Annotated in this window: 11 protein-coding genes; all 11 read right to left on the bottom strand. The window is 45.2% G+C overall.

Going from position 1 to position 15,227, the window contains the following annotated elements:
• Positions 1–19: 19 nt before the first annotated feature.
• A complete protein-coding gene (gene cyoE, locus DQQ10_RS22835) occupies positions 20–925 on the bottom strand; it encodes a heme o synthase (protein ID WP_112749256.1) in 906 nt (301 codons plus the stop codon).
• A 3-nt stretch (positions 926–928) separates the two neighbouring features.
• Positions 929–1,936, bottom strand: a complete 1,008-nt coding sequence (locus DQQ10_RS22830; RefSeq protein ID WP_112749255.1) for a COX15/CtaA family protein — start codon at positions 1,934–1,936, stop codon at positions 929–931.
• Between the two features lie 84 nt (positions 1,937–2,020).
• On the bottom strand, positions 2,021–3,907 hold the full coding sequence (locus DQQ10_RS22825; protein ID WP_112749254.1) for a cytochrome c oxidase subunit I: 1,887 nt from the start codon (positions 3,905–3,907) through the stop codon (positions 2,021–2,023).
• 31 nt (positions 3,908–3,938) lie between these two features.
• The gene (locus DQQ10_RS22820; RefSeq protein ID WP_112749253.1) at positions 3,939–5,012 is read right to left on the bottom strand and encodes a cytochrome c oxidase subunit II; all 1,074 of its coding nucleotides are present in this window, start codon (positions 5,010–5,012) and stop codon (positions 3,939–3,941) included.
• A 16-nt stretch (positions 5,013–5,028) separates the two neighbouring features.
• Positions 5,029–6,528, bottom strand: a complete 1,500-nt coding sequence (locus tag DQQ10_RS22815) for a quinol:cytochrome C oxidoreductase (RefSeq protein ID WP_112749252.1) — start codon at positions 6,526–6,528, stop codon at positions 5,029–5,031.
• A gap of 50 nt (positions 6,529–6,578) precedes the next feature.
• A complete protein-coding gene (locus DQQ10_RS22810; protein ID WP_112749251.1) occupies positions 6,579–7,277 on the bottom strand; it encodes a c-type cytochrome in 699 nt (232 codons plus the stop codon).
• Positions 7,278–7,293: 16 nt separating this feature from the next.
• The gene (locus DQQ10_RS22805; protein ID WP_112749250.1) at positions 7,294–7,821 is read right to left on the bottom strand and encodes a DUF3341 domain-containing protein; all 528 of its coding nucleotides are present in this window, start codon (positions 7,819–7,821) and stop codon (positions 7,294–7,296) included.
• Between the two features lie 44 nt (positions 7,822–7,865).
• A complete protein-coding gene (gene nrfD / locus DQQ10_RS22800; protein ID WP_112749249.1) occupies positions 7,866–9,260 on the bottom strand; it encodes an NrfD/PsrC family molybdoenzyme membrane anchor subunit in 1,395 nt (464 codons plus the stop codon).
• Between the two features lie 42 nt (positions 9,261–9,302).
• On the bottom strand, positions 9,303–12,404 hold the full coding sequence (locus DQQ10_RS22795; protein ID WP_112749248.1) for a TAT-variant-translocated molybdopterin oxidoreductase: 3,102 nt from the start codon (positions 12,402–12,404) through the stop codon (positions 9,303–9,305).
• A gap of 60 nt (positions 12,405–12,464) precedes the next feature.
• A complete protein-coding gene (locus DQQ10_RS22790) occupies positions 12,465–13,712 on the bottom strand; it encodes a c-type cytochrome (protein WP_112749340.1) in 1,248 nt (415 codons plus the stop codon).
• A 681-nt stretch (positions 13,713–14,393) separates the two neighbouring features.
• Positions 14,394–15,209 carry a TIGR02757 family protein gene (locus tag DQQ10_RS22785; RefSeq protein WP_112749247.1) on the bottom strand — a complete coding sequence of 272 codons (816 nt, stop codon included), beginning with the start codon at positions 15,207–15,209 and terminating at the stop codon, positions 14,394–14,396.
• Positions 15,210–15,227 lie beyond the last annotated feature (18 nt).

Genomic DNA, 15,227 nt, shown 5'->3' with positions numbered 1-15,227 from the left:
TTTTTATTTATTCAACCCCTCAAATCTTATTCAACAAATAAGCGATTTGTACAATCGGCAAATACAAGAATGATCCAAACATAATCTTCAGCGCCGACTTACGGTCACCGGATTTCATCAATGAAAAAGTCTGCGCGAAGAAAAGCACGCCGCATACGGTGGCCACGATGGCGGACGCCGTACCTGTAATCCCAAATGTTGCTGGTAACAGCCCCAGTGGAATAAGGAACATCGTGTAGATCATAATTTGAATCGCAGTATTCAGATCTTTTTGCCCACCGGAAGGAAGCAATTTGAATCCCGCTTTTTTATAATCATCATCCGCAACCCAGGCAATAGCCCAGAAGTGCGGAAACTGCCAGATGAATTGTATTCCAAAAATGATAAGTGCCTCGTGCGTGATACTTCCTGTAGCAGCAGTCCAACCTAAGAGTGGTGGTAGCGCTCCAGGAATTGCGCCAACAAAAACGGCGATCGGTCCAACACGCTTTAATGGTGTGTATACAAAGCTGTATAAAATCATCGATACCACGGAAAGCATCGTGGTGAGCACATTTGTGAAAGTGATGAGAATCGCGATACCGGCAACGAAGCAAATCACAGCAAACACCATTGCTTCTTGGATTGACAGACGTCCTGTGGGAAGCGGTCTTGTCATGGTGCGGGTCATCACTTTATCAAGTTCTATTTCGATAATCTGATTGATCGTTACAGAAGCACCAGACACCAGGAATCCACCGATGAAAACCATGGCCAAGTCCAACAGGTTGATACTTGCAAAGGACGGTGAGGCTAACACATAACCGAATGCACAAGAAAACGATACCAAAAAGGAAAGTCTGAATTTTAACAGCTCGAAATAAGCTCTGCTTTTTAAGCCTACGAGGGCAAGTCCTGAAAGTTGGTCGGTTTGTCCGGCTACCATGTCTTAAATTCCTACAGGTTCTTCTTTACGATTTACCTTCAACAAGAGCAGAAACTGCATGCCGAAGGTAATGGTGGCGAGCAGCAAATGTACCGGTTGAAGAAAGGGCGGAACTGCAAAAAAAGCCATTCCAAGACCCGTCAAAATTGTTCCCAAAATTAACAGGATTAGGGTTAGAGGGAAAACTTTTGGCCCCCCAGTTTTCAGCAATCTCAAAATAAGTCCTACATGAAGCAGTAATACCAACCATGAGAACGAACGATGTATTCTAAACGATTGACCTAAATTTTCTATCCACTGCTCTCGTGCTAACAGGGTCGCCACAACATCTATCCCCTCTCGCACCTGTGTGCCTAAAAGAATTTGCACAAGCAACACAACGATACACGATAATAACCACCAAAATCCGATGGTAGATTTAATCGAATAAATTTCCCCAGCTTCATGATAGAGGTAAATCAAAAGCGCCACAATCACCAACGCCAGAAACATATGCACGGTGATCACCCAAGGTGTCAAGTTTGTAGACACCACAACGGATCCAATCCACCCTTGGATGCCTACCAATAAAAATGTAAGAAAGGCGATGATCGTAAGACGTACCTCAAACTTTCTAAACTTCAATGACGATATAAAGACAGCAAAAATCAGAAAGCCAATAATGACGCCGACAATGCGATTGATGTACTCGATCAATGTCTTCACGGGGTTGAAATCCGCTTCCTCCAATACGTTGGGATCGTTCAAGATCTTCGCAGCGGTATCTTCCATTCCAAAAGCCGTGAGGTACTTCGCGAACTTCTGATTTTTCTTATTACGATGTTCAGAATAAATCTCTTTATAGTTCGCCGGAAGTTCTTCTACGCTTGTAGGTGGAACCCAACTTCCAAAGCAACGCGGCCAATCCGGACATCCCATACCAGAGCCAGTACTACGCACAATGCCACCCACGAGGATGAGGATGTACACAGCAACGAGCGTCGACAGTGTGAGTTTTCTAAATGATCGCATGCCTATTAAAAGATTAAGGTTTCAGACGAAGGCTTACCGACATGGTAAGGGACCTTTATCTGAAACCTTATGATGTTTTTCGAATTAGTGACTTCCTTCTACAATGATCGCGTTATCGCCATTGGATGACTCTAACTTGATCAATTTAGTTTCATGCGGAAGGTTAGACTCAGGTGTTTCCGAGTAAGGAACAGTCTGAGGAATGAAGTCTTCTTTTGCACCAGGCTTGCTGTAGTCGTATGGCCAACGATATACGGCAGGGATTTCGCCCGGCCAGTTTCCGTGACCTGGATTACGTGGTGTTGTCCACTCAAGCGTAGTCGCATTCCAAGGGTTAATGGGCGCCAAGCGACCACGGAACATGCTGTAGAAGAAGTTAAACAAGAAGATGAACTGCGCAGCCAATGTTGCAATCGCCGCAGAACTTACCAACATATTCAAATCGGTAAAGCCTGAGAATGTATCAAAATTTGTCCATGAGTAGTATCTTCTTGGGAAACCAGCGATACCAATATAGTGCATCGGGAAGAAGACGAGGTAAACACCGATGAACGTCAACCAGAAGTGCAATTGACCAAGACCTTCGTTCATCATTCTGCCGAACATTTTCGGGAACCAGTGGTAGATACCAGCAAGCATACCGAAGAAAGAGGCGCTACCCATTACCAAGTGGAAGTGAGCTACTACGAAGTATGTATCGTGTAATTGAATATCGATCGCAGAGTTACCAAGGAAAATACCGGTAATACCACCAGTCAAGAAGAATGAAACAAGACCGATCGAGAAGAGCATCGCAGGTGTAAAGCGAATGTTACCCTTCCACAGTGTTGTCACATAGTTGAAGATCTTCACCGCAGAAGGTACCGCAATGATAAGCGTCAACAACATGAAGATTGATCCTAAGAATGGATTCATACCCGTTACAAACATGTGGTGAGCCCACACGATGAACGATAAGATCGCAATGAAGAGCATCGAACCGATCATGGCCTTATAACCGAAGATTGGCTTACGCGAATTCGTGGCAATGATCTCAGATGAAATTCCAAGTGCTGGAAGCAATACGATGTACACTTCAGGGTGACCAAGGAACCAGAACAAGTGCTGGAACAAAATTGGGCTACCACCTTCGTGCGCCAATGGCTCACCGTTGATGTAGATATCGGATAAGAAGAAGCTTGTACCGAAACTTCTGTCGAAGATCAATAACAATGCTGCTGCAAATAGTACTGGGAATGAAAGCACACCGATGATCGCCGTGAAGAAGAACGCCCAAATTGTGAGTGGGAGTTTTGTAAACGACATACCGCGAGTACGCATATTGATGACTGTTGAGATATAGTTGATACTTCCCAACAAAGAGCTAGCGATAAAGAAAGCCATGGCAACAAGCCATAGGGTCATCCCTAATCCAGAACCGCTAATCGCTTGTTCTAACGCGCTCAAAGGCGGGTAAACAGTCCAACCACCACTAGCAGGGCCAGTAGAAATGAACAACGAGATGAACATCAACACGCTTGAGATAAAGAAGAACCAGTAAGAAAGCATGTTCAAGAATCCTGACGCCATATCGCGGGCTCCGATTTGCAACGGAATAAGGAAGTTTGAGAACGTACCGCTCAAGCCGGCTGTCAATACGAAGAACACCATGATGGTACCGTGCATCGTAACCAATGCAAGGTAGAATTGAGGATCGAGTTTACCATCCGCTGTAATCCAGCCGCCAAGAAGTGGTTTCAACCATGAAATATTAGACTCCGGAAATCCAAGCTGCAGGCGGAAGATCACGGAAAGAACACCACCAATCAATGCCCAGAAAATACCGGTAATAAGGAACTGCTTCGCAATTACCTTGTGGTCCTGGCTGAAGATATAAGTTGTCCAGAAGTTACCTTCATGATGCTCATGCTCGTGATCATGATCACCGTGATGATGAACGTCTGAGTGAATGTGAATATCAGTTGTTGCCATGTCGTTGTTAAATCTTAGTTCTTACTGCTTCTTATTCGTTCACGGATGCTACTGTAGCGCCTGGATCTTTCTCCAAACCTGCTTTGATCATCGCAGCTTCTCTTAAGTCAGCTGGTACCTTGTCGAGATATTTCGGGTTCTGCTTCAACCACGTCTCTTGCGCTTGCTTCCACTTCACATAGTCATCCCACTCGTCAACTACGACTGGCATCTTCATCGAGAAGTGACCTTGTCCGCAAATTTCAGTACATGCGAGTTCGTAGTTAAAGTCAGGGTTGCTGGTTTCAAGACGCATTTCCTTTGTTGTCTTGGTTGCTACAAACTTGAATTGTGTTTGCATACCTGGTACCGCATCCATCTTCACGCGGAAGTGTGGCAAGAATACACTGTGTAACACGTCCTTCGCACGAATTTTCAACAACACTTCTTTTCCTTTTGGAATGTGTAACTCCAACGACTTAAAGTCATCGTATGAGTTCTTATCCGCGAGGTCAAGTCCGAATTCATTTCCGAAGTTATCGATGAGTTTAAAATTCACCTTACCAAGTTGGTTGTCCTTCACGCCAGGGTAGCGCGCTGTCCAAGCGAATTGTTGACCGACGATCTCAATTACTTCAGCATTCTTCTTTGCAGGGCTGGTAATATCGTTCCAAGTGCTAAGACCTGTGAAGATCAACACGGTCAATACGATCGCCGGTACAACCGTCCAAGTCAATTCCAAATAGTGATTATCTGGATAGAATTTCGCACGACGACCTTCTTTATATCTGTATTGATAGATGAATACAAACATGATGATACTGATGATCACAAATGCTGCCACTGTGATCGCCATGGTTACCCAGAATAAGTGGTCGGTTTCCTTACCATGCACAGAGGCAATTGGAAGGGTGTAACCATCGAAATGGGCGAAAGAGTACCAGAAGAAAGCTACCAGACTCACGACCATGAAGATGATGAACAATACACCGTGAAGGCTATTGTTAGGGCCTACCTTATCATCTTTAACTCCTTTTGCAATGGCAACGAGATTGGTTACTCTGAAGATCATGTACAGGACCCCAAGTACCAGTATCGCACCAAGACCAATAATCAAACTCATCATAGCAGTGTCTTATAAATTAAATGTGGTGATTAATACTTTCCTGTAACATTGGATCATGCTTACCAAACAATGGCATTTTAGACAGCGCGCCTAACACTACCAACAGGAAGGTAGCGGCGAAAATCAATGCTGTACCTATTTCAAGCAAACCGAGGACGCCATTCTCTTTCATTACACCCGGTGTAACCATGTTGAAGAAATCGAACCAGTGACCGATAATGATGATTGGACATACCACGCGCAACATCGAGAGCTGACGTTTTGCATCGCGTGTCATCAACATCAAGAATGGCAACACGAAGTTTACAATCAAGTTCAGGTAGAAGATCCAGCTATAAGGACTATTACGCATTCTTTCCATGAAGTATGTTACTTCTTCCGGAATGTTTGCATAGTAAATCAAGAGGAACTGACCAAACCAGATGTATGTCCAGAAAATAGAAAATGCAAAGCAGAATTTACCAAGATCGTGAAGGTGATTTGAGTTCACAATTTTGAGGTAGCCAGCATTTTTCAACAACACAACGATGAGTGTGATCGTCGCCAAACCTGTTACCCACCAGCTCGCAAATACATACCAGCCGAACATCGTTGAGAACCAGTGTGTATCAATACTCATTACCCAATCCCATGCCGCTACTGAAGAGCTCACCGCAAAGAAGATTAGGAACCATGCTGAAATACCTCTGATTTTAAACCAGTATGCAGTTGTGTTTTCGAGATCTTCTTTCAACATGTTCTTTTTGATCACGTTGAAGAAAATATACCAACCACCGAAGAATACTACCATACGAACGATGAAGAACAATGGGAAAGTACCACCAGCCAATGGCCAGAAGAAGAACGGTGCTTTGCCGTCGATGATTTCGTCGTGACCAGGATTCACTGAACCATCAGCAAGTTTCTCACCATAGAGATAGCTGTGCGTCCAGTGGAAAATATCGTGGTGTGTTAAAAAGTAAAGACCTAACATGAGGATACCGGCGAATGGAATCCAGCTTCCTAAAGCTAGTCCAACGCGCTTCACGCCTACTGACCAACCTGCTTGCGCTGCGTATTGAATCGCCACGAAGAAAAGGCCGATGATACCGAGACCTGCGAAGAATACGTTGTTATGCCAAAGCGTCGAGAAAAGACGTTTCTTCCACGTTGGTGTTTCGTCATGATGACCGCCAGCGGCATGGTGTTCTCCACCGTGAGCAGGTGCAGCATGTTCTGCAGCATGCGCATCGCTGTGTTCCGCAGACTTATCGGAAGGGTTTTCAGTAGCATGATGATCGGTTGCTGCAACGCTATCGGATGCAACAGAATCTTGCGCAACACTCGCCACCAGTTGATGACTGTTTGTTGCCGCATGATGATCACCACCTTCATGTTTTCCTTCTGAAGAGATGGCCATGAATAGACCCAAAGCAAACAATACCACTCCAGCAATAAGGAGCATGAAGAGTTTGCGTTTAGTCTCCGGCTTGAAAATATAATGTTCTTCTTGAACTTCTGCGTGATGATGAGCCATTGTCTTATCCGTTCGCGGTTATCGTTAAAATCTAATCTTAATTCCTGTTATTACTTCTGAAGCGTCTTCACGTATTTCGCGATCTTCCAGCGATCTTCAGGGCTGATCTGCGAGCCGTGAGCCCACATCAAACCTTTGCCTTGTGTGATTACGTGGAAGATATGACCTTCTGAAATACCTTTAAGCGCATCGCTTCTCAAGTTGGCGATACCATTGTATGTGTTACGTGTTTTTGTTTCACCGTTAACCACAACTTTGATACCCTCTCCTTCTGCGCCACCGGCAACTTTACCATCGCCGTTACCTTTCGCGCCATGGCAATGATCGCAATAGGTCTCATACAAAATCTTTCCGTCGGCGATAACAGACGCTGTAGAATCCAATGGATTTTTCAACGTTGCTGCAGCATACGCAAGACTATCTTTACCAAGGCGGTATGGCAACCATCCTTGCTTGTTTCTACTTACTGTATTCGGAGCAGGATCGCGCATATTCATTTTGTGCGGATTGAAGTTGTTTGAGTTGTAATACTCAGCGTGACCTTCCGTTACCGAATCCAATTTTGGATATTCGATGGAAGTCACCCAACGTCCAGCTTCCCAATCGTCAATCTGTGAGTATGGTTCGTAAGCTACTGAGTGGTACATGTTGGGCGCATACTCTGTACCCTGGTCATTTCCACCAGCGCCGCATGCCGTTAACAATGCAGCCGCTGAAATCCCTACGAACAAATTTTTCACTAAACGCATATCTATTGTTCTCCGATTATTCAAAGTTCTTTTCATTCACTTCAGATGCACCTGCATCTTTCAATATCTGGCTGATCTCAGCTTTGCTCTTGCCGTTAAGGTCAAGGTCGATCGCCATCACGTGTTTATCGTCCGTGCTTCTCACGTCGAACTGACGTGGCCAGCTGTAAGGCTTCAGGTTGCTGGCAATCATGAACGTTGCCACCATACCAAGTGCTGCCAAGAGCACGGTAAGCTCGAACGTTACAGGAATGAATGGGGGTAGTGATACGAAGTTCTTACCACCGATAATCATCGGCCAGTCGTAACCCAGCATCCAGATTTGCATGGTCAATGCAAGTGATGTTCCTGTTAGACCAAAAAGGAATGCTGCGATTGGCAATCTTGATTTCTTAATGCCGAGTGCGTCGTCGATTCCGTGAACTGGGAATGGCGAAAACACATCGTGTATCTTGAGGCCGGCGCCGCGCACTTTCTTGATGCCTTTCAATACGGCATCTTCGTCGTCAAAAACACCTACCAGAAAATTCTTGTCTGCATCCATTGTATTTCGAATGAGTTGTATCCTTTAATAGTTTCTAATTCACCTTATGCTCCCAAACCTTCCTTGTGGTGTGGCTTTTCAGAATCTGATCTTACAATGCTTTTCACCTCGGCCATGTTGATCACTGGGAAGAACTTCGCGAAGAGTAAGAAAGCGGTAAAGAACAATCCGAACGTGAATACATATTCTCCAATATCAAACATGGTTGGATGGAATCCCGTCCAGCTTGATGGAATGTAATCGCGGTGAAGTGAGGTCACGATGATCACGAAACGCTCGAACCACATACCGATATTCACGATGATCGAGAGCACGAATGTCGCAGCAATGCTTGTTCTGATTTTCTTGATCCAGAAAAGTTGTGGCGAAATCACGTTACAAGTCATCATAGACCAGTATGACCATGCGAATGGACCTTGTACACGGTTGTAGAAAGCATATCCTTCATATTCAACACCCGAGTACCAAGAGATGAAGAGCTCGGTGATGTATGCGATACCTACTACGGAACCTGTCACGATGATGATGATGTTCATCAATTCAATGTGATAGATCGTGATATAATCTTCAAGTTTAAATACGACACGTGTAACCAAGAGGAGTGTTAATACCATGGCGAAGCCAGAGAAGATCGCACCCGCAACGAAGTATGGCGGGAAGATTGTTGTGTGCCATCCTGGGATAACCGATGTAGCGAAGTCCATCGATACGATCGTGTGAACAGAAAGTACGAGTGGTGTTGAAAGACCTGCGAGGATCAATGCAACGGATTCGTAACGCATCCAAGTTTTAGCACCACCCTGCCATCCGAAGCTAAGGGCGTTGTAAATCTGAGCGCGGATGTTATTGCCTTGTACTACAGCGCGGTCGCGGATTGTAGCAAAGTCAGGAATAAGACCGATGTACCAGAATACAAGCGACACGGTGAAGTATGTTGAGATCGCGAACACGTCCCAAAGAAGCGGCGAGTTGAAGTTTGCCCAAAGAGAACCGAAAGCGTTTGGCAGTGGCAATGCCCAGTAGAACCCGAGCCAGAGACGGCCCATGTGGATCAGCGGGAATGTAGCCGCGCAAATAACGGCGAAGATCGTCATCGCTTCCGCAGCACGGTTAATGGACATTCTCCATTTCTGTCTGAAGAGCAAGAGGATCGCAGAGATCAGCGTTCCTGCGTGACCGATACCAACCCACCATACGAAGTTGGTGATATCCCACGCCCAACCTACAGTTTTGTTAAGACCCCAGACGCCGATACCGTTCCAGAGAACTGTGCACACGCAATAAAAGCCGTATGCAAATAGCACTACTGAAATGGCCATGGCAATCCACCATGATCTTGTTGGTTTTCCTTCTACTTGTCGGCTGATGTCGTGCGACACATCCTTAACCGTTTTGCCACCGGTTACCAGGGGATCGCGAACTACTGACGTTACCTGCATTTATTTAAAAGTTATTCGTTATCAGTTATCTTTTTCGTTGGATTAAGCTTTTGCCGCATCCTTATTTCTAACCTTCTTGAGATACCAGATGTTTGGTCTTACACCAATTTCTTCGATCACCTGGTAAGCACGTGGGTTGTCTGCGTCTTTATCGTTAACCGTTGGACGATCAGCGAACGTAGGACGCACTTTCAACAACTTAGAAATCTTGCTATCCTTATCGTTCAAGTCACCGAACACAATAGCACCCGTAGAACATGCTGCCGCACAAGCTACGTTTACTTCGCCATCGGCTACTCTACGCTTCTCTTTCTTCGCTGTAAGTTTACCAGCTTGGATACGCTGTACGCAGAATGAACATTTCTCCATCACACCGCGTGAACGTACGGTTACATCTGGATTCAATACCATCTTACCAAGGTCTGTGTTCATGGCTGTGTTAACATCCTGGAACTGCTTGTTGTCATGATATTTGAACCAGTTGAAGCGACGTACTTTATATGGACAGTTGTTCGCGCAATAACGTGTACCGATGCAACGGTTATACGTCATTTGGTTGAGACCTTCCGTGCTGTGTGTTGTTGCTGCTACCGGACATACTGTTTCGCAAGGTGCGTTGTTACAGTGTTGGCAAAGCATCGGCTGGAATACAACTTCAGGATTGTCTGAAGCTTCTTCAAGTCCTTTCCAATCTGTCACTGGTGCATCGCTGCTGTAGTAACGGTCGATGCGCAACCAGTGCATTTCGCGACGGTTGATTACCTCTTCACGTCCGACAAGCGCTACGTTGTTCTCTACGTTACATGCTACCACGCAAGCCGCACAACCTGTACAGGTGTTCAAGTCGATTGACATACCCCAATGATGGTTGGTATAATCGTGGTTCTTCCAGAGCGTTGCTGTTTCTGGATCGATCTTATCTTCTGTTCCATTCCAAGTCGTAACCTTCGGCTGATAGCTATCTGCTGATGGATCTTTCTTGAACTTAGAGAGTATTGTTTCTTGAATAACCGCGGCACGACCCATTGCTGTATTGTGCGTTTGTGTCTGCGCGATTTGATATTCTTCTTCGATGATTTCGAATTTCACATTAGCACCATAGCTAAGGCTTCCATTCAATAATCCGATCAGTGGATACGCATTAGCGCCTCTACCGTCAGCTACTTTACCTGCCTTCGTACGACCGTATCCTAATGGAAGTCCGATTGTACCAGCGGCTTGACCAGGCTGCGGAAGGATTGCAACGATCACTGGCTCTTGACCTTCTACTGTGATCTTTGCTTTCCGTGTATTGCTTTCAAAGAACTTGATGCCTTCAGCTTCTTTCGGTGCAACCGTTACGTAGTGATCCCAAACAGCTTTTGTGATTGGATCTGGCAACTCTTGAAGAAGTGGGTTATTCGCTTGTGAACCATTACCGATGTTACCACTTTCGTAGATCACCAATTCTTTCTGTCCACTTGCAGCAGCTTTGTAGTTGTTCGATATAGCATTTGCTGCAGCGCCTACATCACCTGAGAAGTAAACCGACTTTGCTTCTACTGGCTTCTCGTAAACACCATCGTACAGGCACTTATCCCAGAACGTTTGGAGGTTAACACCTGCAGATGCACCAAACCATGTAGACCAGTTTGCTTTCACCACTTCGAAGTAGTCTGTTTCAGACTCTCCCGCCCAAGTCAAGAAGCTTGATTGCGCTGAACGTGTTTTGAAAATTGGTGTAATGGTTGGCTGCGATAAGCTGAACAAGTTTTTCTTAGGCTCAGCATCGTTCCATGATTCGAGGTAGTGATGATCTGGAGCAAGGTATTTCACCAAGTCGCCAGTCTCTTCTTCTTTATAGCCAGTAGCAATAGATAACGTTACATTTTTCAATGCAGCACCGATCTTCTTGCCTTGTGGATGATCGTAAACAGGGTTACAGTTGTAGAAGATAACGCCTTCTACTTTGCCAGCTTCAAGTTCGCCAACAAATGCAGACATTGCTTGATCGTCACCTTGTCTGTAGTTGACAGTCAATGATGGATCGATTGTCGTTCCATAAGATCCGAGCATGTCGTTGATACCATTAACCAATACTTGGATGGCTTTATCATTTGAGCCGGCTACAACGAGTGAGCTTCCTTTCGTTGCCCAAAGATCGTCAGCAGCTTTTGCAAGGTTTGCTTTCTCAACGCCGCCTGTAACAGTTGCGCGACCAGCTTTTGCTGCGATCAAGTTGTAAAGTTGTGCTACTACCGCACCTTCTTCCGAAGGTTTGATTTGTGTTCTATAATCAGCGTTCGCACCAGTGATCGATAGAATCGATTCAAACTGATAGTGACGCGACATGTCTGTTTTTTCTTCATTCACTTCACGACCCAGCGCGTAACCTTTTGTGAACTCGATTGGTGCGATCCAGCTTCCGATGAAATCAGCAGCAACGCTAACGATAGTTTTCGCTTTGCTGAAGTCATACGTTGGAATGAAAGCAGAACCGAAAGATTCTTCGTTTGCTTTCAGAATGCCGTACGCAGATGACTGATCGTACTGGATATGTTGCGTTGTTGGGAATTTTGCTTTGAATTTCTCAATAACAGCTTTTGTGCTTGGGCTGAGGATCGTGTTGCTCACGATTCTGATTTGGCCACCTTGCGCAGCGATTGCGTTGAGTTTTGCTATTACCTCACGATCGAGGTCTTTCCAATCAACACGCTTCTTGTCAATTTTAGCACCACGAAGACGATCGTTATCATAGAGGGAAAGAACCGATGCTTCTACTTGCGCGCTCACACCACCTTTCGTAGCTGATGACAATGCGTTACCATCGATTTTGATCGGACGACCTTCACGAACTTTCACGACAACGCTCGCGTAGTCGCCGCCATTAATATAGGTCGATGCGTAGTAGTTAGGAACGCTAGGGTCCACATCTACTGGCTTGTTCACATACGGGATCGCTTTACGGATTGGAGCCTCGCAAGCTGCCAGCGCTACCGCCGACATACCGAAACCCATCATCTTTAAGAAATCCCTGCGGGAATGCCCCAAATCTTCTTCCGGACCCGGCTGAGCAAATTCCTGATGAGCATGCTTCACAAACTCAGGACTGTTTGTCAATTGCTCTAAGCCTTTCCAGTAAACCTTCTTATTAGATTCTTCCATATATATTAATCGCGAAGCGTGATTCTATTTTTAATTCTCTTCAAGTAATTGATCGGTAGATCAATAGTGGCATTTTGAACATTCCAAACCGCCGATGTCTTCCACTTTGAAAGGAGCTTTGCTACCCTTCTTCTCTGCGTGGATCTTCAACATCTTGTCGTAGTATTCCGCATTGCGGGTCGTATCGATGTCTGTCTTGCGGTGACAGTCGATACACCAACCCATCGTTAATAAAGAGTGCTGTTTTACAACTTCCATTTCTTGAATTGGACCGTGGCAAGTCTGACACTCAACACCACCAACTACGACGTGTTGCGCGTGGTTGAAGTATGCTAAGTCAGGAAGGTTATGGATACGCACCCACTTGATAGGTTCGTTGTTCGCATAAGCATCCGTGATTTGTTTAATCTGAGAAGCACCAGTCTGCGCACCTTCTTTGATCTGGTTGTGACAGTTCATACAGATGTTCACAGAAGGAATCGTCGCACTCTTCCCTTTCGTAACGCCTACGTGGCAATACTTACAGTCGATTTCAAGATCACCTGCGTGAATTTTGTGTGAGAACGCGATTGGCTGTTTAGGCGCATATCCTTGTTGAACACCGATGGCGAACAAGTTGTTGATGACAGTTTTGAATCCGAGCGCTGCTACCAAGAAAGCAACGATGAAGATAAACGCCGGGCTGCTCAAAGCAGACTTCAATGTGATTGGCGAGTGTACAACTTCTTTTTCTTCTTCGTTAAGATTCTTCTGATCGAGGAAGCGTTTGAGTGAAGAAATAAGAAGGGCGAGTGTAACGACGAGAAGGAGTAGAACGATTACAACACCAATAGCAACCAGGTTCAACAGGTCGCTGCCACCGGCTTCAGTATTTTCGCCACCAGGGACAGGATCTTTAATGACATCATCTTTCGGAACCTCTGCTTCCTTTGCTTTCACGTAAGCAAGAACATTCATGATGTCTTCATCCTTCAAAGAAGAGAAGGCAGTCATCATTGTAGGTTTGTAGTCCTTGTAGAGGTTGTTTGCGTATGCATCTCCGCTGGCAATCATACCGGGAGGGTTCTTAATAAAAGACTTGATCCAGTCGATGGATGGTGCTCTTTCATCAACACCGGCCAAGGCTGGACCAACCAATTTCTCTTTTACTTTGTGACAAGACTTACAGTTCGCATTGAAGATCCCTTCACCTGCCTTAATCGCAGCCGGATCTGTAGAGATTTCCTGGGCGCTGGAGGTGCTAGAGACGAATGCGAAAACGAAGACTAGAATGAAGAACTTGCAAGCGGAAGTAAAGTTTTTTATCATGTGAGGTTCAATGTCCGTTTTCAAAACAAGCAGCGCAAATCTACTATCGGAACTCATTTTTTCAAATTAATTTAGGTCGTTGCACAATAAATAATGAGGAAATTACCCTCTATTCGCGGATAATTGGCCTCTGGTAAACGGCTCGAAAGGTAATCACGGAATGAATCGATGCTGCTTCTAAATTGTAATTTAGAATCATTTTAAATTAATCTCTCGCTGCAGTCAGATCGTTATCTTTTCATTACGCTATCACCAACATTGCGATTACATTTTCACTGCTGCAAATGATCTCGCCTTCTAACTTATCTTCGTTTTTATCTTTTAATCGATGAATTCTCGCGAGGCCTTCCACGCATTTTGCAAATGCCTAGCTGCCTGCATCGATCTGAGCTGGGTAAATACCTGAATCCTCAAAGCACGGCATCAAAAGATGTCACCAATGCTCGATCACTTGAAAAATACCCTTCAACGTTTCAAACATGCTCACGTTTTATCGTCTAATCATGCGACAACTCGGCGCCGCTCGCCCTTAAATTTGGCGGCATTAAAAATTGATTAAACTTTTCGAAACCAACCATCGTTCGCGCTTCATCTACCACCCGCGAATGTCTACTGAATGCCTAGAGTAAGAAGTAAGAAGTCAGGAGTCAGTAGTTGGAGTTGTCAGGAGTCAATCCCTCCTTACTCCTTACTTCTTACTCCTTGCTTCTCCTTCCCAAACTTCTCTTCAATCCCCAGCCCAAAGAGTGCAAAATCATACTTCACTGGGTCTTTTGGATCTAAGCGCCGGAGGTTCTTTGTCAGTTCGAGGGCGGTCTGCCAATCAGTTTGTTTACGGGTAATAAACTTCAGGTGGCGGGCGACGCGATCCACATGCAAATCACACGGACACACGAGCTGTGCCATCGAGATGTTTTTCCAAATACCGAAGTCGACCCCTTGCCCATCGCTGCGAACCATCCAGCGCAGGTACATGCTCATGCGCTTACAGGTAGCATTGCGTTCGGGTGAAGGGATATGTTTACGTGTTCGTTGTGGTGAATCTTTTAAACTAAAGAACAAATCGCGAAAGCGATTGAGCCCTCCTTCAATGGTATCGTCGCCGGGTAAGGTTGCGAAAGCACTTTCAAGGCTTTCGTTTTTCTTATAAAACCACTTCAGCCATTCAATAAAGTATAATGTGTCGACGGTATTGAATGTGCGATGTTTGAATTCTAAGAGTGGTTTTAGATCTTTTTTGCTATGACCAAGTACGAACTGATGGGGCGCGTTGTCCATCATGTTCATTAGTTCATGACATTTACGGATGATGGTCACACGTTGTCCCCACGCCAGAACGGCGGCAAACAGGCCCGCAATTTCAATGTCTTGTTTCTTTCTAAAGAGGTGTGGTATCGAGATCGGATCATTCGCGATAAAACCAGGTTGATTGTAGCGCGACACTTTCTCATCGAGGAAATCTTTCAGGTCGAGCAGGCGTTGGGTTTTCTTTGCCATCCTTAACGTAAAAGTCGA

Origin of the sequence: Pseudochryseolinea flava, assembly GCF_003286915.1 — a bacterium.
GTDB lineage: Bacteria > Bacteroidota > Bacteroidia > Cytophagales > Cyclobacteriaceae > Ohtaekwangia > Ohtaekwangia flava.
Note: the sequence above shows the minus strand (reverse complement) of the source record. Positions and strands in the feature narration are given on the sequence as shown.